General features: G+C 66.5%; 19 protein-coding genes. 11 read left to right on the top strand and 8 right to left on the bottom strand.

The window, feature by feature from the left end:
* Positions 1-189: 189 nt before the first annotated feature.
* Together VFW04_04255 and VFW04_04260 are read left to right on the top strand one after the other, a co-directional pair.
* Complete coding sequence (locus VFW04_04255; GenBank protein HEX5178517.1) at positions 190-1392, top strand: protein kinase; 1203 nt, start codon at positions 190-192, stop codon at positions 1390-1392.
* A 32-nt stretch (positions 1393-1424) separates the two neighbouring features.
* Complete coding sequence (locus VFW04_04260) at positions 1425-2195, top strand: M48 family metallopeptidase (GenBank protein ID HEX5178518.1); 771 nt, start codon at positions 1425-1427, stop codon at positions 2193-2195.
* 56 nt (positions 2196-2251) lie between these two features.
* Here the strand turns inward: VFW04_04260 and VFW04_04265 are convergent, their stop codons facing one another.
* On the bottom strand, positions 2252-3835 hold the full coding sequence (locus tag VFW04_04265) for a M20/M25/M40 family metallo-hydrolase (protein ID HEX5178519.1): 1584 nt from the start codon (positions 3833-3835) through the stop codon (positions 2252-2254).
* Positions 3836-4016: 181 nt separating this feature from the next.
* Here VFW04_04265 and VFW04_04270 point away from each other — a divergent pair, with 181 nt between their 5' ends.
* Both VFW04_04270 and VFW04_04275 read left to right on the top strand, forming a co-directional pair.
* Positions 4017-5828 (top strand): PQQ-dependent dehydrogenase, methanol/ethanol family, encoded by a 1812-nt coding sequence (locus tag VFW04_04270; GenBank protein HEX5178520.1) that lies wholly within the window; start codon positions 4017-4019, stop codon positions 5826-5828.
* Between the two features lie 37 nt (positions 5829-5865).
* Complete coding sequence (locus tag VFW04_04275; GenBank protein HEX5178521.1) at positions 5866-6339, top strand: c-type cytochrome; 474 nt, start codon at positions 5866-5868, stop codon at positions 6337-6339.
* A 95-nt stretch (positions 6340-6434) separates the two neighbouring features.
* Here the strand turns inward: VFW04_04275 and VFW04_04280 are convergent, their stop codons facing one another.
* Genes VFW04_04280 through VFW04_04290 form a run of 3 tightly spaced genes read right to left on the bottom strand, consistent with a single transcriptional unit; the run spans position 6435 to position 9712 of the window.
* Positions 6435-7199: a gamma-glutamyl-gamma-aminobutyrate hydrolase family protein gene (locus VFW04_04280; protein ID HEX5178522.1), complete on the bottom strand. Its 765-nt coding sequence runs from the start codon at positions 7197-7199 to the stop codon at positions 6435-6437.
* Positions 7200-7232: 33 nt separating this feature from the next.
* Positions 7233-8342 (bottom strand): carboxylate-amine ligase, encoded by a 1110-nt coding sequence (locus VFW04_04285; GenBank protein ID HEX5178523.1) that lies wholly within the window; start codon positions 8340-8342, stop codon positions 7233-7235.
* A gap of 17 nt (positions 8343-8359) precedes the next feature.
* Complete coding sequence (locus tag VFW04_04290) at positions 8360-9712, bottom strand: hypothetical protein (protein ID HEX5178524.1); 1353 nt, start codon at positions 9710-9712, stop codon at positions 8360-8362.
* A gap of 60 nt (positions 9713-9772) precedes the next feature.
* Between VFW04_04290 and VFW04_04295 the strand changes: the two genes are divergently transcribed.
* Together VFW04_04295 and VFW04_04300 are read left to right on the top strand one after the other, a co-directional pair.
* Positions 9773-10015: a type II toxin-antitoxin system prevent-host-death family antitoxin gene (locus tag VFW04_04295; GenBank protein ID HEX5178525.1), complete on the top strand. Its 243-nt coding sequence runs from the start codon at positions 9773-9775 to the stop codon at positions 10013-10015.
* Positions 10012-10401 (top strand): type II toxin-antitoxin system VapC family toxin, encoded by a 390-nt coding sequence (locus VFW04_04300; GenBank protein HEX5178526.1) that lies wholly within the window; start codon positions 10012-10014, stop codon positions 10399-10401. Before VFW04_04295 ends, VFW04_04300 begins: the two co-directional genes overlap by 4 nt.
* A gap of 25 nt (positions 10402-10426) precedes the next feature.
* Here the strand turns inward: VFW04_04300 and VFW04_04305 are convergent, their stop codons facing one another.
* Both VFW04_04305 and VFW04_04310 read right to left on the bottom strand, forming a co-directional pair.
* On the bottom strand, positions 10427-11383 hold the full coding sequence (locus VFW04_04305; protein HEX5178527.1) for a hypothetical protein: 957 nt from the start codon (positions 11381-11383) through the stop codon (positions 10427-10429).
* A 16-nt stretch (positions 11384-11399) separates the two neighbouring features.
* Positions 11400-12068 (bottom strand): alpha/beta hydrolase-fold protein, encoded by a 669-nt coding sequence (locus tag VFW04_04310; GenBank protein ID HEX5178528.1) that lies wholly within the window; start codon positions 12066-12068, stop codon positions 11400-11402.
* A gap of 82 nt (positions 12069-12150) precedes the next feature.
* Here VFW04_04310 and VFW04_04315 point away from each other — a divergent pair, with 82 nt between their 5' ends.
* From VFW04_04315 to VFW04_04335, 5 genes are all read left to right on the top strand, one after another.
* Positions 12151-12951, top strand: coding sequence for an alpha/beta hydrolase-fold protein (locus tag VFW04_04315; GenBank protein ID HEX5178529.1), 801 nt, complete (start codon positions 12151-12153; stop codon positions 12949-12951).
* A gap of 470 nt (positions 12952-13421) precedes the next feature.
* Positions 13422-13637, top strand: a complete 216-nt coding sequence (locus VFW04_04320; GenBank protein ID HEX5178530.1) for a hypothetical protein — start codon at positions 13422-13424, stop codon at positions 13635-13637.
* Between the two features lie 273 nt (positions 13638-13910).
* On the top strand, positions 13911-14609 hold the full coding sequence (locus VFW04_04325) for a hypothetical protein (protein ID HEX5178531.1): 699 nt from the start codon (positions 13911-13913) through the stop codon (positions 14607-14609).
* A gap of 52 nt (positions 14610-14661) precedes the next feature.
* Positions 14662-14997: a YciI family protein gene (locus VFW04_04330; protein HEX5178532.1), complete on the top strand. Its 336-nt coding sequence runs from the start codon at positions 14662-14664 to the stop codon at positions 14995-14997.
* A gap of 50 nt (positions 14998-15047) precedes the next feature.
* Positions 15048-16259 (top strand): sigma-70 family RNA polymerase sigma factor, encoded by a 1212-nt coding sequence (locus VFW04_04335; protein HEX5178533.1) that lies wholly within the window; start codon positions 15048-15050, stop codon positions 16257-16259.
* Between the two features lie 28 nt (positions 16260-16287).
* Here the strand turns inward: VFW04_04335 and VFW04_04340 are convergent, their stop codons facing one another.
* Positions 16288-18486, bottom strand: a complete 2199-nt coding sequence (locus VFW04_04340; protein HEX5178534.1) for a TonB-dependent receptor — start codon at positions 18484-18486, stop codon at positions 16288-16290.
* A gap of 13 nt (positions 18487-18499) precedes the next feature.
* Positions 18500-18910 (bottom strand): lipocalin family protein, encoded by a 411-nt coding sequence (locus VFW04_04345; protein HEX5178535.1) that lies wholly within the window; start codon positions 18908-18910, stop codon positions 18500-18502.
* Between the last annotated feature and the right edge of the window lie 146 nt (positions 18911-19056).

Consider the following 19056-nt stretch of genomic DNA (forward strand, 5'->3'; position numbering starts at 1 on the left):
CGCACCCGGGGCTTTCGTTAGGCACGCCGCGGCGGCGCGGCGCCCCCGCGCCGGCAGCGGACGCGCGTCGGGCGCCGATCCAGCAGGGCGCGTCGACGGAAAATCCTGTGGCCCGTCCAGCCGTATTATCTTGGGGTGGCCGTTTCACCGCCGTGTCTCGAACGCGTCGCTGCTTCCCGGAACTATCGTATGGCGACTCAGCGCAATCCCAGCACAACCGCTCGCGTCACGCGCCTCCGCGGGTTGCAACCGAGCGGACTCTCGGTCGAGCCGGGAGCAGTGGCGCACAGCTCCGAGACCGGTCGCACCTATCGGCTCGAGCGGATGATCGGCAGCGGCGGCTTCGGCAAAGTGTATCTGGCCACGACCACGCTTGCGTCGGGCGCCACCTTCAACGTGTGCATCAAGATCAGCGACAATCTCGCCGGCTGGCTGCGCGAGGCGTACTTCGCCGAGCTGTTGGCGTCGCAGGAACGCGCCCTGCGCATCATCGACCGGTTCGCCGAATTCGCGAACGGCGCGATGCGATACTGCCTCGCCATGGAATACGCCGAGCATGGCGACCTGGGCTCGTGGCTCGAGCGCGTGGGTCCACAGACCGAGCGCTACGTGCGCCGCGAAATCGCCGCCATACTCGGCGTGCTCGACGCGCTGCACCGCGGGCAGGCGCTGCACCGCGACCTCACGCCGTTCAACGTATTCGTGTGCGAGGGCGGGCACCTCAAGCTCGGCGACTTCGGCATCGCGACGCACCAGCTCAATCGGCGCGGCGTGACGGCCGATGCATTCAACCGGATGCACGCGCCCAACGAGATCGCATGGGGTCGCGTGCGGCGGTGGCAGAAGCGCGACGATGTCTATCAGATCGGACTGCTCGCGGTGATGCTCCTGCGCGGCGACATCTCGAGCGCCGTCCGCAGCAAGGATGTGCGCACCCTGCCCTGCAGCGATCACCTGAAGGAAGTCATCCATGGATGCCTCGGCTCGCGCGGCAAACGCTATGACGCCGCGCGCGAATTGATCGAGGCGCTGCGACACCGCGCGAGGCAGCCCAGGCTGGGGCGCGTCGAACGACTGGCCGGCAAGCGGGTTTCGTTCACCGGATTCCTCGTGCGTCCGCGCGCGGCGGCGATCGCGGCGGCGAAGAAGGCCGGCGCGATCGTGCAGTCGACGCCCGGCGCGACGACGGACATTCTGGTTCGCGGCCGGCCTAACAAGCAACAGATCGCGGGCAAGGACGGCGGCTCGAAGCTGATCGAGGTGCGCCGTCTCGCGGCCAAGGGCCACAAGGTGACGGTGATCGGGGAGCGGCTGTTCTGGAAGCTCGCTGAGCCCCCGGCGCGCAAACGGGCCAAGCAGGTGTCGCCACCCTCAAAGCGAGGAAGGCTGTGACGTTTCCCTTCACGTCGTGTTTCGAGGTCTCCATGAGCCGCGGGTTCCTTCTGCTCGGTACGCTCGCGCTGTTCGGCGGCTCGGCACTAACGTTAGGCACGAAGGCGCACGCCGGCGCGAGGACGCCCGCTGTTTCGGCGCTCTCGGCCACGGATTCGGAGGAGATTGCGCTCGGCGCCGCACTCGCCCGCCAGTTCGACAGCACGCGCGGCATCCGCCCGACGCCCGAGAGCGACCGCATCCAAGCCTACCTGCAAGGCATCGCCGACTCGCTCGGCCGCTTCACCAAGCGCAAGCTGCCGTGGACCATCCATTTCGATCCGCACCCGGGCATCAAGAGCGGGTTCGCGCTGCCCGGCGGGCACATCGTCATCTGGGGCGGCATTCTGTCTTACATGGGCACGGAGGACGAAGCCGCGGCGGTGATCGCGCACGAGATCGAGCACATCGACAACGGCCAGGTGTCGCGCCGCATCGACAGCCTCGTGACCACCGAGCACCGCGACGTGACCAACGCGTCGCAATGGCGGTGGGGCGAGTTCGGCGCGAGCTACGGGCAGGTGCTCGAATACCGCTGCGACTCGTTAGGCGCGGAGCTCGTCGTCAAGGCGGGCTACTCGCCCTACGCCTACAAAACGATGATGGAGAGCTTCATCGCGCTCGGCAAGGTGCATGCGCCTAACGCAGCGCCGGCCCGGGAGCTCACCGACCGCATCGCGCAGATCGAGCGGCAGATTGCCGAAATGCACTGGGACACCCTCACCAGGACGCGGCCGCTGCGGCTGCCCGGGACCGGCGGATGATCCGGAAACGTCTCGATTGCATGCGATGGTAATAAATCGCCGCCCGCTGCGGCGCCCTACTGCCCCGGGCGCTTGATCGACGCGAACACGCTCGTCGGGTACCACGCCGGCCGCGTTGGGCGGTCGGCCACGGCGCGCACGATGTCGAAGTACATCGCATCGAACGCGATGGCGGTCTGGAAATTCACCGGCTGCGCGAGATCGTCCGACGGTCTGTGGTAGCGCGTGTCGAGCCACCGCGTGACCGTCGAATCGCCTGGTGAATCTTTCGTGTAACCCACCTTGAACGCCAGCGCCGGGATGCCGCGTTGAATGAAGCTGTACTGGTCGCTGCGAATGAAGCGAACCTGCTCCGGCTCCGGATCTTCCAGATTCGCCAGATGGTGCTGCCGCAGCACCGGCAGAATGTCTTTGCCCAAATCGGATTCGTTCCAGCCGTACGCGAACACGCCCGTCAGCGGCTGAATCGGCAGATACATGTCGGTGTTGAGGTCGGCCACGATCCCCGATGCCGGCACCGTAGGATGGAGCGCGAAGTACGCGGAGCCGAGCTCGCCCTCCTCTTCGCCGGTCACGGCGAGGAAGATGACCGAGCGCTTCGGCCTCACGTGTCGATCCTTGAACGCACGCGCCGTTTCGAGCAGCGTGGCGATGCCTGACGCGTTGTCCATCGCCCCATTGTAGATGCTGTCGCCGTTCACCGGCCGCCCAACGCCCAGGTGATCCAGGTGCGCGCTCACGACGAGATACTGGTCGCGCAACCCCGCGTCGCTGCCGCGCAGCACGCCGACGACGTTCGGCGCGTCCACCGGCGTGCGCTGGATGTCCAGGCGCACGCGCAATCGCGGTGCGAGCGGAACGGTCGGGAGCGTCTGCTGCGCGTCGGAGAGCGCGACCATCTCGGCGTACGTGTGGCCCGAGCCGGCGAACAGTTTCTCGGCGTCTTCGCCGCCGACGCTCACCAGCACGCCGCGCTCGAGCGAATCGTCCGCCAGTCCCATTACGGGCCGCGCGCCCGGACGCGGCGGCGGCCGGTTTCCGTTAGGCGGAGCCGGATCGGCGATCGCGATGCCGGCGACCGCGCCGCGCCGCTCGAGCTCCTTCCAGCGCGATGCGCGCCCGTGCGCGAAGAGCGTCGCGTTGAGTCCCTTGGGCATGCGGTCGAGATACACGGCCACCCTGCCGCGCAGGTCCACGCCGGCGAGATCGTCGTGCACGCCCGGTAAGGCGAGGCCGTACCCGACGAACACCAGCGGGCCATCCGCTCGGGCCGCCGACGATGGCGTTATGCGCACCCGGAGCGGCAGCGTGTCGCTCGTGCCCGTCGACTCCAGCACCAGGCTCGAGCTGTCGGGCACGACACGCGCTTCGGCCAGGTGCACGGTCTGGAAGTATCCGTCGCTGCCGCCCGGTGCGAGCCCTGCCGCCTGAAACTGGCTCGCCACATAATGCGCAGCCTCGACGTAGTCGGCGGTGCCGGTGCGCCGCCCGTGCATGCTGTCGTCGGCGATGACGGTGATGTCGTGCCACCAGCGCGCGGCGCCCGGAGGGGGCGTCTGTTGGGCGTGAAGCGACGGAGCCGCGGATGCGAGCGCCCACGCGGCGAGGACTACGGCAGAAAAAGGACGCCGATTTGTCATACGATGTTGGTTATGGAGAGGTCGAGGGATTCACGCTATTGAACGCACGGGTCTATCGGATCGATGAGCACGGTTCGCCGGTGAGAAGCAAATTGATGGAATCGCCCTTCACCGCGCGCCGATGGCATAGCGTTCTTCGCCGGATGGAGCGATGATCGTACCGTCGCGTTCGAGGCGAAACATGATGAAGGTGCATCTCACATCCGTGTTGTTCGGAGCGGCGTGCGCAACCGCAGTTGCGTGGGCGGCCGTCGCGTTCACACCGGGAGCGATCGCCGGCCCGCGCACCACGGTTGCGGCGGCGTCCGACGATGGCGAGTGGACCATGCCGGGCAAGGACTATGCGTCCACGCGGTACAGCGGCCTCTCGCAAATTACGCCGGCTAACGCCGCACGTCTGCATCCTGTGTGGTCCTTTTCCACCGGCGTGCTGGGCGGTCACGAAGGACAGCCGCTCGTCGTACACAACACGATGTACGTGGTGACTCCGTATCCGAACACGCTGTACGCGTTCGACCTCACGCAGCCCGACTACCCGCTCGAGTGGAAGTATCGCCCCGCCGTTTCGCCTAACGCGGTCGGCGTCGCCTGCTGCGACGCGGTCAATCGAGGCGCGTTCTACGCCGAGGGGAAAATCGTGTACAACCTGCTCGACGGCCACACGGTTGCCGTCGACGCCAAGACCGGCAAGCAGCTGTGGGAGACCACCATCGCCGACGTATCCAACGGCGAAACGACGCCCATGGCGCCGTTCGTCGCGAGAGATCGCGTGCTCGTCGGCGCGTCCGGTGGCGAATTCGGCATCCGCGGATGGGTCAAGGGACTCGACCTGCAATCGGGCCGCGTCGTGTGGACCGGCTATAACATCGGAGCCGACAGCGAGCTGCTCGCCAAGCCGGGCCAGTTCAAACCGTTTTACGATCACGCCCCGAACCTCGGCGCGTCCACGTGGCCTAACAACGCCTGGCAGACGGGAGGCGCGCCGGTGTGGGGCTGGATGTCGTACGACTCGACGCTCGATCTCGTGTATTACGGGACAGGTAATCCCGCGCCGTACAATCCCGAGCAACGCGCCGGAGACAACAAGTGGACGACGAGCGTGATGGCGCGGCGCCCCGAGGACGGATCGCTCGTGTGGGCGTATCAGTTCACGCCGCACGATAGTTGGGACTTCGACGCAACCGCCGAGATGGTTCTGGCCGACCTGCGCATCGACGGCACGATTCGCAAAGTGCTCGTCCATTTCGACAAGAACGGATTCGCGTACACGATCGACCGTGCGACCGGCCAGGTGCTCGTCGCCCAACCGTTCGTGCAGGAGAACTGGGCCAAGCGCATCGACCTCGAGACCGGGCGTCCCGTCGTCGACTCGAGCAAGCTCACCGGTGTGTCGCGCGGCAACGTGAAGAACATCTGCCCAACGCTGGAAGGCGGCAAGAGTCCGGCCTCGCCGGTTGCGTATTCGCCGCGCACGCACCTCTTCTACGTGTCCACGAGCAACATGTGTATGGACTATCAGGCCGTTCCCGCTGCGCACATTCGCGGCACGCCGTACATCGGCGCCAACTCGCCCTACTATGCCGGCGCCGGCGGCTACATGGGCGCGTTCGTGGCATGGGACGCGTCCGTTGGGCGGAAGGTGTGGGAGATCAAGGAGCGGTGGCCGGTGTGGAGCGGGGTCGTCGCGACCGCGGGCGACGTCGTGTTTTACGGGACGCTCGACGGCTGGCTCCGCGCCGCCGATGCGCGGACGGGAAAGATTCTCTGGAGCTTCAAGGTGGGATCGGGTGTCGTCGGCAACCCGATTACGTACCGCGGCCCGGACGGGAAACAGTACGTGGCCGTGTATGCCGGGATCGGCGGTGACTGGTTCCTGCTTGCCGGCGACGTGCGATCCGACGATCCGGCCGACGTTCGTCCACCGGCCGACTTCGCGAAAGATCTGGCGAGACACACGAGCCAGGGCGGCATGGTGTGGATCTTCGCGCTCTGAGTCCCAGTTCGTTAGGCGCAGCCGAGGAGACGATCCGATGACGCAGACGATGATCCAGCGGGTTGCGCGACCGGCGATCGTGCTTGCGCTCGCGGCGGCCTGTCGAGAAACCAAAGGCGGTGCGGCGCCAACGCACAGCGACGCGCCACCTGCGATCGCGTATCCTTCTCACATTGCGGCGGGCGGCGCGGTACCGCGCGGAACGACGCTCACGAACCCATACGCCGGCGACACGGCCGCGGTGACCGCCGGTGCCGCGCTGTTCACGGCGATGAACTGCGATGGCTGCCACGGCGGCGGAGCGACCGGTTGGGTCGGACCCAGTCTCGCCGATGGGCGGTGGCGCTACGGCGGCGCCGCCGGCGAGATCTTCTCCTCCATCTACGATGGGCGTCGCCAGGGTATGCCGGCGTTCGGCGGCATCATGCCGGCGGCCGGCATCTGGAAGCTCGTCACCTATCTGCAATCGCTCGAGCCGCCTAACGACGTGCCGACCGAGTCCTGGAAATGACCGCGCGTCTGCCGCAGGCGCCTATTTCCGGTGCCCCTCTGTGTCGATGTTGAGGGTGTCGTTATTCCGTTAGACGGGGGCGACGGTGCCGGCAGTTACCGCGCGGCACCGCGCCATGCGCGACCCGCGTCGAGCAAACCGGCGAACAGCCGGCGCATGTGCCAGTCGGCGTGCGTGAGGTCCTCGGGATGCCACTGCACGCCGAACAGAAACGCATCGTCGGTCGACTCGAGCCCTTCCACGAGGCCATCCGGTGCGTGCGCGGTGGCGACCAACGATGGTGGCACCGACTTGATGCCTTGGTGGTGCATGCTGTTCACCATCGCGCCCTGCTCCTCGAGCAGCGCCGCCAAGCGCGACGCCGGCGCGACCGCGACCTCGTGCACCAGCTGGTCGCGCGGATTGGCGCCGCCGTGCGGGAAATAGTCGTGCTTGATCGCGCCGGGCATCTCGGCCGCCACATCCTGGTACAGCGTGCCGCCGGCGGCGACGTTGATGAGCTGCACGCCGCGGCAGATGCCTAACACAGGCTTGCCGTCGTCCATCGCCCACCGCGTGAGCATGACTTCGGCGCGATCGCGGTCGATGTCGGTGCGCCCGCACCCCGCGAGACGGGACGCGCCATAGGTGCGCGGATCGATGTCGACACCGCCCGGCAGCAGCAGACCGTCCAACTGCTCGTAGATCCTGCGCATGGTGTCCGGATCGTCGGGCATGAGCGGGATGATCCACGGCACCCCTCCCGACTCGGCCATGGCGTGCACGTACCGCTGGCTCATCACCCAGCAGCGCGGCAGCTCGTCCGGGATGGCGTCCAGGGTCTGTGTCGTGATGCCGATTATCGGGCGCGATGCGGACAAAACCGTGTCTCCTTGGCGAGGCGCTTCCCTCTCCTAACAATCTACTCCTTCAGCCGTCTCTCTGACCAACTGGTCGACCACGTCTTTCAGGTCCCCGGTGCGCTTGAACATCGCCAGTTGGCGATCAGCGCTCGTGCCGTTGGAGAGAATCGTGTACGCGTACTCGACTTCGGCGCGCGTCCCCAGATCGTCGACGACGTCGTCGATGAACCAACCCACCAGCTCGCGAATGAGATCCGAGGCCGGCAGCTCTTCGCCCTTGCCGAAATCTATGAGTTTTCCGCTCAGGCCATAGCGGACGGCGCGCCACTTGTTCTCCTCGAGCAACGACCCCGGATAGGTGCGGAACGTGAGGTTGTCGCGGCGCAGCTTCCACAACTTCGCGATGATTGCTTGCAGGATCGCGGCCACGCACACCGCTTCCTCGACCCGCGTGCACACGTCGCAGACGCGGAACTCGAGGGTCGGGTAGCTCCAGTTAGGCCGGACGTCCCACCAGATCTTGGAGCCGTCGGGGATGCAGTGCGTGCGCACGAGCGCGTCGAGCACCGCTTCGTAGTCCGACCACGCGTGCATCTCGGGTGGAATCCCGGTGCGCGGGAAATTCCGGAAGATCACGCTGCGGTACGACTTGAGGCCGGTCAGGCGGCCCATCCAGAACGGCGAGCTCGTCGAGAGACACAGCACGTGCGGCACGAAGTAGCGCGCCACGTTCATGGCGTCGATGAGAAAGTCGCGGTCCTCGATCCCGATGTGGACGTGCGTGCCGAAGATGAGCAGCTGCTGGGCGAGATCCTGCAGGTCCTGCTTGACGCCCATGTAGCGCTCGAGCGGCGTGATTTCCTGCGTGATCCAGCTGGAGAATGGGTGCGTGCCGGCGGCGGCGATCTTGAGGCCCTTGCGCGCGGCGAGCTGCATCACGGTCCCGCGCAGTCGCACCAGTTCCGAGCGCACCTCGCCCGGCGTGCGACAGACCTTGGTGCCGATCTCCACCATCGATTGGTGGAGCTCCGGCTTCACCTCTTCCATTACCAGGTGGTCGCCGGCGAGGATCTCGGTGATGTACGACCGGAGCTCGCGCGTCTCCGGATCGATGATCTGATACTCTTCCTCGACGCCTAACGTGAGCGACGGCTGTTGCATGGCTCCCCCTCGAATGCCTAACGGCGAGCGGTCACGAAGGTCGGAACGGTCGATCCGCCGCCGGCGGTCACGTTGAGCAGCGGTGTGGTGCCCAGCCGCGTCAGACAGCCCTCGACGTAGCGGCCGTGGGACACGAAAGGCGCCAGATCCACCATCCGGTCGGTGAACTGTACGGATCCATCGACAAAACTGGGGTAGGGCTCGGTGGGCAGCCGGATCCGCCGCTGGACGATCGACGGCGCCTCGAGCGCGGACGCGAGGGCGTCCGACCAGGTGTCGTCATCCACTTCCCAGCCGAGGACGATGCCCTTCCCGCCGTATTCATCGTTGGGCTTGAGCACCAGCGTGTCGCGGTTGGCCGCGATCCACGGCACGAGGTCGATGCGGTCGCCCTGATATACCGTGGTGCGCTCGGCCACGACCCGAGTCCAGGGGATGTGCGCGTCGATCGCGTCGCGCTGCTCGGCGGTGAAGAGGTGCGCGTTGCGTTCGTCGCTCAGGACGGCGAGGCTCGCTTTCTTGTGCAGGATCTTGCAGCGAAACGGGTTCACCATGCACGCCGCGCGGTCGCGGACCGCGCGGATGACCGGATGGTCGATGCCGCCGCGCGCCACGAGCTCGCTGAGCAGCACGCGCTTGTAGATGAGCGTGATGTGAAAGTCGCCGCAGACGAGGCGCCCGTTCTCGTATGCCACCTCGCGCGGGTCGGCAATAACGCTCGGGATGCCTAACGCATGGAAGTAGCGCTCGAAGAGCACGAACTCGTTGTAGGTGGGCACTTCGCGCCAGTCGAGGATCGCGATGCGCGGCTGCTCCCGCGCCCCGCGCCAGCTCCGGAACGAGTCGAGCAGCGGGAACAGCACGCCGTGCCGCGCGGGGAGCGGGCGCAGCTCGTACTCGCGCAGGAAGTCGCCGGCGACCGGCAGCGCCAGGAACGCATCGGAGAGCGCGTCGCCGTACGCCAGTCCCGCGGGCGTCTCCGCGTTGTACTCGGTGAAGTAGAGGGGGCCGGCATCGGCGTCGTAGAATGCGTCGAGGCGCGAGGTCGGGCTCGCCTCACGAAACCCGGGATCGAACTCGACGAGCGTGCGCTCCCAATCCTCGAGTCCGAACTGATCGAGCACGGCGGGATCGCCGAGCGCCGCACCGAGCGCGCGGGCGAACGCGGCGAGCAGCAGCGCGCACCGTTGCTGGACGTATCGGTACTGTTCGCCTAACAACAGGCGCGGTCGCAGAACGGTGCAGAGTGCGCGGTCGCCGAAGAACAACCCGCGCGCCAGCAGTTGCTCGTCGAGCAACGCCTGGCTCTCGGCGGCGACTTCCGGCGTGAGCCGCTCGTGGTACCGTTCGATCGCGCGTCGGAGCGTCATGACGCACCGCGTGCGCATGGTGGTCTTGCCTTAGTCCACTGCATTAGTCATATTGTGGCCATGCCCAAGCGTCGGACGTACAACGTGCACGAAGCCAAGACCCAATTGTCCAAGCTGCTGAAGCGCGTCGCGGAGGGACAGGAGGTGTACATCGCGCGCGCGGGCGTGCCTGTCGCGCGTCTCGTGCCCGTGACGCTGCCGGAGGGCGAGCGCGTGCTCGGCTCTGAACGCGGGCGCATTACGATCGGCGACGACTTCAATGCGCCGCTGCCGCCGGAGCTCCTCGACGTCTTCGAGACGTGAGAGTTCTGCTCGACACGCACGTGTGGCTTTGGATGGTGGCGGCACCCGAGCGGCTCTCGAAAAAGGGCCGCTCGATTGTCATCGCGGCCGACAACGAGCTGGTGCTGTCGGCGGCCAGCACGTGGGAGATCGCGATCAAGTTCGCGCTCGGCAAGCTGGCGCTGCCGGAGACGCCGGCAACGTACATTCCGCGACTCATGGTGCGCACGGCGGTCACGGCGCTCCCGGTACTGGCGAGTCACACGTTGCACGTCGCCACGCTGCCGCGGCATCATCGCGATCCGTTCGACCGGTTGCTCGTGGCGCAAGCGCAGCTCGAGGAGCTGCCCATTCTCACCACCGACGCCGCGTTCCGGCGCTACGACGTCAAGACCGTTCGCGCGTGAGGCATTGGCCCGCCGAGCATGCATGTCAGATCGGCGCTGCGTTAGGCAGGCGGCGGCCGGCGGCCAGCAGGCCATCCCACCTCAGCTCGCGCGCCTGGGGCCGCGGCTCCTTCGCCAGGCGGATGGCCAGGTCGGCCATGTGCGCCACCACCCACTCGAAGTACGTGGGCGTGAGCGAGTAAATGTCCATGTCCGGCGCGGGGTTCATGAAGTCGATCGCGTACGGCACGCCATCGCGCACGGCCCATTCGAGCGAATTCATGTCGTAGCCCAGCGCCCGCACGAGCGTGAGCGTGTCGCGCACGATGCGTTCGCCTAACGCGGGCGACAGGTGGGCGTGGTCCACGTGATACTTGCGCTCGCGCGGGTCGTACTTGATGGGCAGCACGTGGTCCTGGCCGATGGCGAGACACCGCACGAACTGCTCCCACTCGATGAACTCCTGCACCACCATCGTGAGCAGCCCCGACGCGTCGTAATGATGGATCAGCTCGTCGAGCGACCGGCACACATAGACGTCTTTCCATCCGCCGCCGTGCGCATCCTTGAGGACGCACGGGAGGCCGACGTATTCGATCAGCCCCTTCCAGTCGATCGGGTAGCGGAGGTTGCGCAGGCTCTCGTCGTGCTTGATGCCCGCGACGTAGGCTTTGTTAGGCAGCGCGGCCGTCCTCGGGCTCGCGACGCCGAGCCTGGTGGCCAGCGTGGCGCCAAAGAATTTGTCGTCGGCCGTCCACATGAACGGATTGTTGATGACCGTGACGCCCTGGAGCACCGCGTATTTGAGGTAGCTCCGGTAGTACGGCACCTCGTGCGAGATCCGGTCGACGATCACGGCATATGGACACGGCTCATCCATGCGCGTCGCATCGAGCTGCACGAGCTCGGCCTCGACGCCGGCGTCTTGCTGTCTGACGCGATCGATGAACGCCGGCGGCCAGGACCATTCCCGCCCAACGAGCAGTCCCACTTTGCGCACCATCGCCCGGCTCCCGTCTTCAGGCGTTGCCGCCCATGTATCGGCGGATCATCTCGACCCAGTAGGGCCAATCGTGACACCACCCGTCCCAGATCCGGAGGGCGTGCGGAATATGCTTCGCCGAAAGAACGGTGGACAGGTATTCGTTGTTGGAGCGCGCCGCGTCGTCTCGGCCGACGGCGAGAATGATGTCGAGCCGCCGCAGCGCCGCGAGGCGCGCTTCATCGTGCTCGTGGACGAGAAAGTCGCACGGGTTGTTGAAGTAGACCGTGTCGTTGGACCAGCCGCCCGTCATTTCCTTGATGTCGTAGAGGCCGCTGAGTCCGATGGTGCGTCCCACGAGGCTCGGATGCCGCAGCGCGAAGTTGACCGCGTGGTATGCACCGAAGCTTGCGCCGGTGGTGATGAGGAACGGGTTCGCGTTCTGTCGCGAAAGCGGCAGGACTTCGTCGATCAGGTAGCGTTCGTACTGCTCGTGGCGTGCCGCGCGTTCCCAGAGCGGGCGCCATTTCGCGTACCAGCTCTCGGCGTCGACGCTGTCGACGCAGATCACCTGGATCCAGCCGTTGTCGATCTGATCGCCGAGGGCGCCGATCACGCCGCGGTCTTCCCACTCGTAAAAGCGTCCCATGGACGTGGGAAACACGAGGACTCGGGCGCCGGCGTGACCGAAGCGGAGCAGCTCCATGGGGCGGCCGAGGGAGGGGCTGAACCATTGATGGTATTCGCGGTGCACGTAAGGTGGCTCCGGGGCGTTACGTTACACGACCATGACCGACGAGACTCCGCGCCGCCCAACGACGTTGACGGGGGCGTTCCGCTTGCATCCGGCGTTCGCGTCGCGCTACGTGTCGGCGCGGCACGACGTGCTGGTGCATTTGCCGTTAGGCTACGACACGGACGCGGCGAAGCGATATCCGGTGTTGTACATGCAGGACGGACAGAACTTGTTCGACGAGGCGACGAGTTTTGCCGGCGAGTGGCGCATGGACGAGACGTCGGACGCGCTGGCGCGCGAGGGTGCGATCAGGCAGCCGATCATCGTCGGCATTTACAATGCCGGGGCGTATCGCATCGACGAATACACGCCGACGCGCGATGCCGCCAGGCGGGCGGGGGGAAAAGCGCTGTTGTATGGGCGGATGCTGGTGGAGGAGCTCAAGCCGTTCATCGATGCGACCTATCGCACGATGCCCGACGTCGCCGACACCGGCCTCGGTGGGTCATCCCTCGGCGGGCTGGTGTCGTTGTACCTGGGCCTGATTCACCCGAGCGTGTTCGGAAAGCTGGCGGTGTTGTCGCCGTCGGTATGGTGGGACAACCGATTCATCGTGCGACGGATCCGGGCGCTCAGGGCGAAGCCGGCGACCAAGATCTGGCTCAGTACGGGCACCGCGGAGGGCGAAGGCGTGGTCGAGGCGGCGCGGCGCGTGCGCGGCGCACTCGAGGCCAAGGGATGGACGTTAGGCATTGATCTCGACTACGTGGAGGTCGAGGGCGCTCCGCACAACGAGGCGGCGTGGGCGGGCTTGGTGCGTCCCATGCTGCGATTTCTCTTTCCCAAGCGGTAGCTCGCGGCGCTTCACGTATCGAGCACGGATGCTCTGGTCGTTTCATGTGCCGGCGTTCGTTCTATCGCGAGTCCTTGCAGCGTAATCAAGGTCGGGCTATTGGCCGATCGCACTTAACTCTTGAGTGGATGCGGAGTTGCGATCCTGGCAGCCAAATGGACCAACGTTTGGGCCGCAGGCCCTTGCGATCTAATTGTAACCCTCGCAGCATAAGCTCGCAGCATAAGCAAATCCACGATGCGAGCCCGCAGCATGAGCCCAAAGTTAGGCGGAAGCATCCACCTCGGACAAGCATCGACATGCCGGAATGGCACTGCAACTTCGCCTGGGACGCCCGCAAGCCCGCAGCCAATCTGCGCAAACACGGCGTCAGCTTCACCGAGGACGCTACCAGCGGCAGGCGCCCGGTCGCTCGCCACCGAGCGCTGCGTTAGGCCGAGCATCAACATTAAGAACAGGAGGGGTACCTCATGGATGCGCCCATTGAGTGTCTGCGCTGCCACACCCCGATGGAGCCGGGGTTCGTTGCCGACCGGACGTACGGGGGCTGGGTCGAGGAGCGGTGGGCACCCGGCCGCCCAGACCTGCACTGGTGGGGAATGGCAGAGCCCACGGGGCGCCTCCCCGTGACCACGCTGCGGTGTCCGCGGTGCGGTGCCCTCGAGTCGTTTGCGCCGCCGGCCTAACTTGGCGCTCGAACCGAGGGGCGGTCTCCGGCGGCCCGCTGCGCTCGCTCGTATGTGATCGACCGCAGGTGAGCTTGGCGTTAGACGGCATCGGGCGCCACTCGACCCGTGTCGCACCGCGATACGTCAACGCGGGGCTCGTCGACGAGATGCCGCTTCACATCAGCGCGGCCCGAAAATTCTTCGAGGGCGCTGTCGGATCGGGGCAAGTCTGTTCGTTGTAGTGGTGAGACCGGTTGAAACACCACGCCCTGCTCCGAGGAAACCCGCCCAATGCAGCAAACCAAGATCGGCTCCATCACGATCAACACAGTCGCCGTACTCGCCGTGCTCTCCGCGGCGAATTCAGCAATGGCGCAGGATAGCGCGACGGCGTATCCGCGCATGGCTCCGGTCGAGCAGTATCTAATGGACCGGAGCGCGGAGATCGCGCTGGCGCGCACCGCGGCGCCGGCCTCCATCTCGCGCGAGGCCGCGGTGCTCGTGCTCGGTCGTCACGGCTTCGAGACCGCGGTCACCGGGAAGAACGGCTTCGTCTGCTTCGTCGATCGTGGATGGAGCTCCGCGACCGATCCCGACTTCTGGAATCCGAAAGTGCGCGTTCCGCAGTGCGAGAATGCACCGAGCGCGCAGTCGCATCTTCCAATGATTCTGAAGCGGGCGGCACTGGCGCTGGCCGGACACACGAAGGATCAGGTGGAGAAGGCCACGACGATGGCCATCGCCACGAAGGAGCTGCCGCCGATGGCGCCCGGCGCAATGTGCTACATGATGTCGAAGCAGGGATACGCCGGCGACAGCAGCAAGCACTGGCCGTCGCACATCATGTTCTTCTATTCGCATTTCGATCCGGCCGCCTCGGGAGCGAATTTGCCAGGGTCCCCGGTGCTCGGGATAGAAGACACGGTCAATCACCTGACGGGGTTCGCGATTCCGGTGCAGCAGTGGTCGGATGGAACGCCTGCCCGCTGAGGGGGGCTTCGCACGGGCCGCATGCGCGCCCCAAACACAGGAGAAGTTCGAGATGCAGTATCTGCTTTCCGTGATCGCCGAGGGTGCCAGTCTCGCTGACGATGCCGAGATGGCTGCGATCGATCTCTTCAACGAAGGACTCCGAGCGAAGGGTCACTGGGTCTTCGCCGGCGGACTCGGCACCCCGGACACGGCTACGGTGATCGACAACCGCCACGGCGAGGAAGTGTTCACCGACGGGCCGTTCGTGGAGTCGAAGGAATACCTCGCCGGCTTTTGGATCATCGACGCGCCCGATCTCGACGTCGCGCTCAAACTCGGCGCCGCGGGCTCCAAGGCGTGCAATCGCAAGGTCGAGGTTAGGCCGTTCCTTCCCAACCCGGAGTGATGGACGTCCGGGAAACAATCTCGCGCGCGCACCACGAGGAGTGGGCCCGCGTGGTCGCCGCCCTGGCGAAGCGTTTCGGCAATCTCGACGTCGCCGAAGAAGCAGCGGCCGACGCATTCGCGACAGCGGTCGTGAGGTGGCCGGCGGACGGCGTGCCTCCAAATCCAGGCGCGTGGCTCATGTCCGTGGCCAATCGCAAAGCCATCGACTGGATCCGTCGCGAGAACAAGCGCGACGGCAAGCAGAGAGAGGCACAGATGCGCTACTTTGACGACGAGCCGGAGCCGCTCGATGCCATTGGGGACGAACGGCTTCGGTTGATCTTCACCTGCTGCCATCCGGCGCTCTCGATGGAAGCGCGCGTGGCGCTCACGCTGCGCATGGCGGGCGGGCTAACGGTGGCCGAGATCGCTCGCGCCTTCTTCGTGCAAGAGACCGCGATGGGGCAGCGGATCACCCGCGCGAAGGCCAAGATCCGCGTCGCTCGCATCCCATATCGCACGCCATCGGTGGAGGATCTTCCCGGGCGAGTCTCCGGAATACTCGCCGTACTGTTCCTCGCTTTCAACGAAGGCTACCTGGCGACGGGACCTGACGCCGATCCGATCCGTCCTGCGCTCACCGCCGAGGCGATCCGGCTCACGCGGCTCGTGCACGCGCTCATGCCAGACGATGGCGAGGTGACCGGACTGCTCGCGCTGATGCTGCTCATCGAGGCACGCAGGACGGCGCGAGTTTCCGAGAGTGGCGAGCTGGTCCCGCTCGGGGAGCAGGATCGTGCGAGCTGGGATGCGGCGATGATCGCCGAAGGGCATCGCTTGGTGCGCGAGCGACTGGCTTCCGGCGTGGCTCCGGGGCGCTACCAGATTCACGCGGCGATCAACGCGGTGCACACCTCCGCCCGACACCTGCGGGATACGGACTGGTCTCAGATCGTCGCGCTGTACGATCGGCTCGCTCGCATCGATCCGTCGCCGGTCGTCACCCTGAACCGCGCGATCGCGGTCGGTGAGGTCGACGGTCCGCGAGCGGCACTCGCGATCGTCGACACGCTCGATGACAGGCTGGCCGGCTATCACGCCTACCACGCGACACGCGCCGACTTGCTGCGGCGGCTGGGATCGATGCCGGCGGCGCGCGCGGCGTACGACAGGGCGATCGATCTCTCGGGGAACGCGGCGGAGAGGGCGTACCTCGCGCGTCGACGCGACGAGTTGGAGTCGCGTACGCGGGATCAAAGTCTATCGCGCGATCCCGGCTAGATCCTTTGCGACGCCGGATATCCGCTTTCTAGAACGACCGCAGCACCGTTAGGAAGAGCGTCCTCGGCGCGCCCGGCGTCCGTTCCATGATGTCCACGTATTTGTCCTGGAACAGGTTCGAGATTTTCGCCTGCACGAACGAGCCGAACACTTTTGCCCCCGCGCGAAAATCCACCAGCGTAATCGACCCGCGCGGGTCGGCGGGAAACAGCAAGACCCGCTGCACCCGGCTGCGATACCTGATGTCCAACCCAGTAAGGCCGCCGAGCACGTTGAACGACGCCGTCGCGTAGTGCTGCGATCGATACGGCAGCGGGCCCTTGAACTCGTAGTCGTAGGTATCCAGGAACGTGTAATTCACAGCCACGTCGAATACGTTCGGCACGATCGTCGTCTTCGTACCCACGTCGACGCCGCGCACTCGCGCCCGCTGCACGTTCTGGAACTGGAACACGAATCCGCTGTCGGGAATGATCCCCGGTCCGATCAGGTCGTGATAATCACTCTCGTACACCGCGCCATCCACCCAGAACCACGGCGTCACCGTCGCCGTCGCGCCTAACTCGGTCGACCACGCCGTCTCGCCGTGCAGACCAGGATTGGGGTGCACCGGAATCCCGCTCTGCCGGGAATTCACGAACTGCTCGATCGCCGCCGCGGCCCGGTAGCCCCGCGCCACGCTCGCCCGCACGCTCACCGTCGGCGACACACGATACGCCAGACCGAACTTCGGACTGAGCGTCGTCTCGTTCGACGAACCAGTCGCCTGGTGCGCATCCATCCGCACGCCCACCGTTGCCGTGACGCGCGACGCGATCGCCGCTTCGTCCTGCGCGTACAACCCCTCGTCCTCGAGATGCGGCCGACCGAGAATGTCCGACTGGACCTGCGTCTCCGCCGCCTCGCCGCCTAACGTGACCGTCTGCGAGACGCTCGGCGCCAAGGTCAGCTGCGCCGTCGTCCCGTACTTGGTCGCATTGTGAAACGAGAAATCGGTGTCGCTCGGGAAATGGTTCTGCGTCCCGTCCTTCTCCACGTACGGATCCACGGCGAGTCGCAGCGCCCCGCGCGCGATCGGCGTGATCGTCGCGCCGAGGCTCAGCTTGGTATCGTGAGCCCAATCGTTGAGCGTGTTGGCCGGCGGCCGCGTGGGAAACGCCGACGAGTCCCACATGAAGAAGTTGCCGACGTCACCCGTCGTGTAGATGGCGTACGCCGACACCGGGTGCTCGCTGCCCGACGGCACGTCGACCTTGGCGCGCAAGAACCACCGCGACGAGTGGTCGTCCTGCCGGAACCCGTCTGAGGTTTCACCTTGAACCACGCCGCGCACGCCGACGTCGCCGAACTCGCGCGAGTGCTGGAGCATGAACCCGGCGAAGGACGGATACCGTTCATCACCGAACCGATAGTTGTCTGGTTCGTCGTAGGCGCCGTAGTGCAGATCGGCCACCGTCTCCGGCGGCCCCGTGACCGGCGTCGTGACGACGTTCACCACGCCGCCTAACGCATTGCTGCCGTACAACGCCGAGTACGCCCCCTTGACGACTTCGATGCGATCGACGTCGAGAAGCGGCAGACTGGTGAAGTCCGTCTCGCCGCCATCGGCCGTGAGCACCGAGTGCCCGTCCAGAAGCAAGAGGACGCGGCTCCCGACTCCGCCGGCGGCGCCGGTCGAGCCGCGGATGTCGATGTCGCCGTCGTTGAAGCTGACGCCGGACACGAACGGCAGCTCCTGGTCCAGCGTGAGGACGTTGCGATTCAGGATCTCCTGGTCGCTCACCACGACCTGGCTCGCGGGCACGTCGCCGATGAGTCGCGTCCCGCGGCTCGCCGTCACGGTGACCGGCTCCAGGCGAAGGAGGGCGTGCTCGAGCGCGACGTCCTGGCGGGCCGTGTCCCCGGCCTGGACAGCCACGACGCGCTCGGCCATGTGATAGCCGACGCGGAGCACGCGCACGAGCCGCTGGCCGGCGGCGACATCGCGCACCAGGTAGCGTCCCTGCGCGTCGGTCACCGCGCGGCCTAACGTTCCCTCGACGAGCACGAAGGCGCCCGCCACCGCACTGTCGGTGCCCGCGGCCGTCACGCGTCCGGCAATCGCACCCGCCGACTGCGCGGCGGCCGTCGCGACACACGAGACGCCTAACGAGAGAACGAACGCAACGGCCGCGCGCCGCCGACCCCGCGCGCGGCCGGCCCGAACCCAAACGCGCCGCTCGCGCACCGTCGCCGTCCGGTTAATGCACCATCACCCACACAGTCGAGATCGCAGTCCCGGCGGCGGTCAGATCGACGGACAGCGTGTCGTGCGACAGACTAACGGTGCCCTGCTCCTGCCCCTGACCGCTGCTCGAGGTCTGCGTCCACTGATGGCCGCTCACCGTCCAGGTCCCGCTGTCCTGCTGCGTTCCCGACGGCAGCATGAGCGTCAGGTTGTACGTGCTGCTGGTGAGCGCCAGCGTGCCCGTCGCCGTGGGCGGCGTGAGCGGCGCCGAATTCCCCAGGGTGAGCGACACGAGGCTGTACGTCCCGACGAGCTCGGCCGGCGTCAACCCAGGATTGGTGGATCCGTTGCTGCTGCCGCACGCCGCGCCCGCACCCACCGCCAGCACCGCCGCGATCACCATCATCGCGCGCGGGACCCTCACACGCTCCCTCATCGATGCCCCCTTCCGTGACACGGTCCGAGCGCCTACACCGATGTGCGGCGCCGTGGAACCCCAACACTCGTCGGCGACGGCACCATTTCTGCCGTACTCGACGGTACGCGCGGCACGCGCCGCGCACTCGGGTT

The sequence above is a fragment of the Gemmatimonadaceae bacterium genome, assembly GCA_036273715.1.
Classification (GTDB): Bacteria; Gemmatimonadota; Gemmatimonadetes; order Gemmatimonadales; family Gemmatimonadaceae; genus JADGGM01.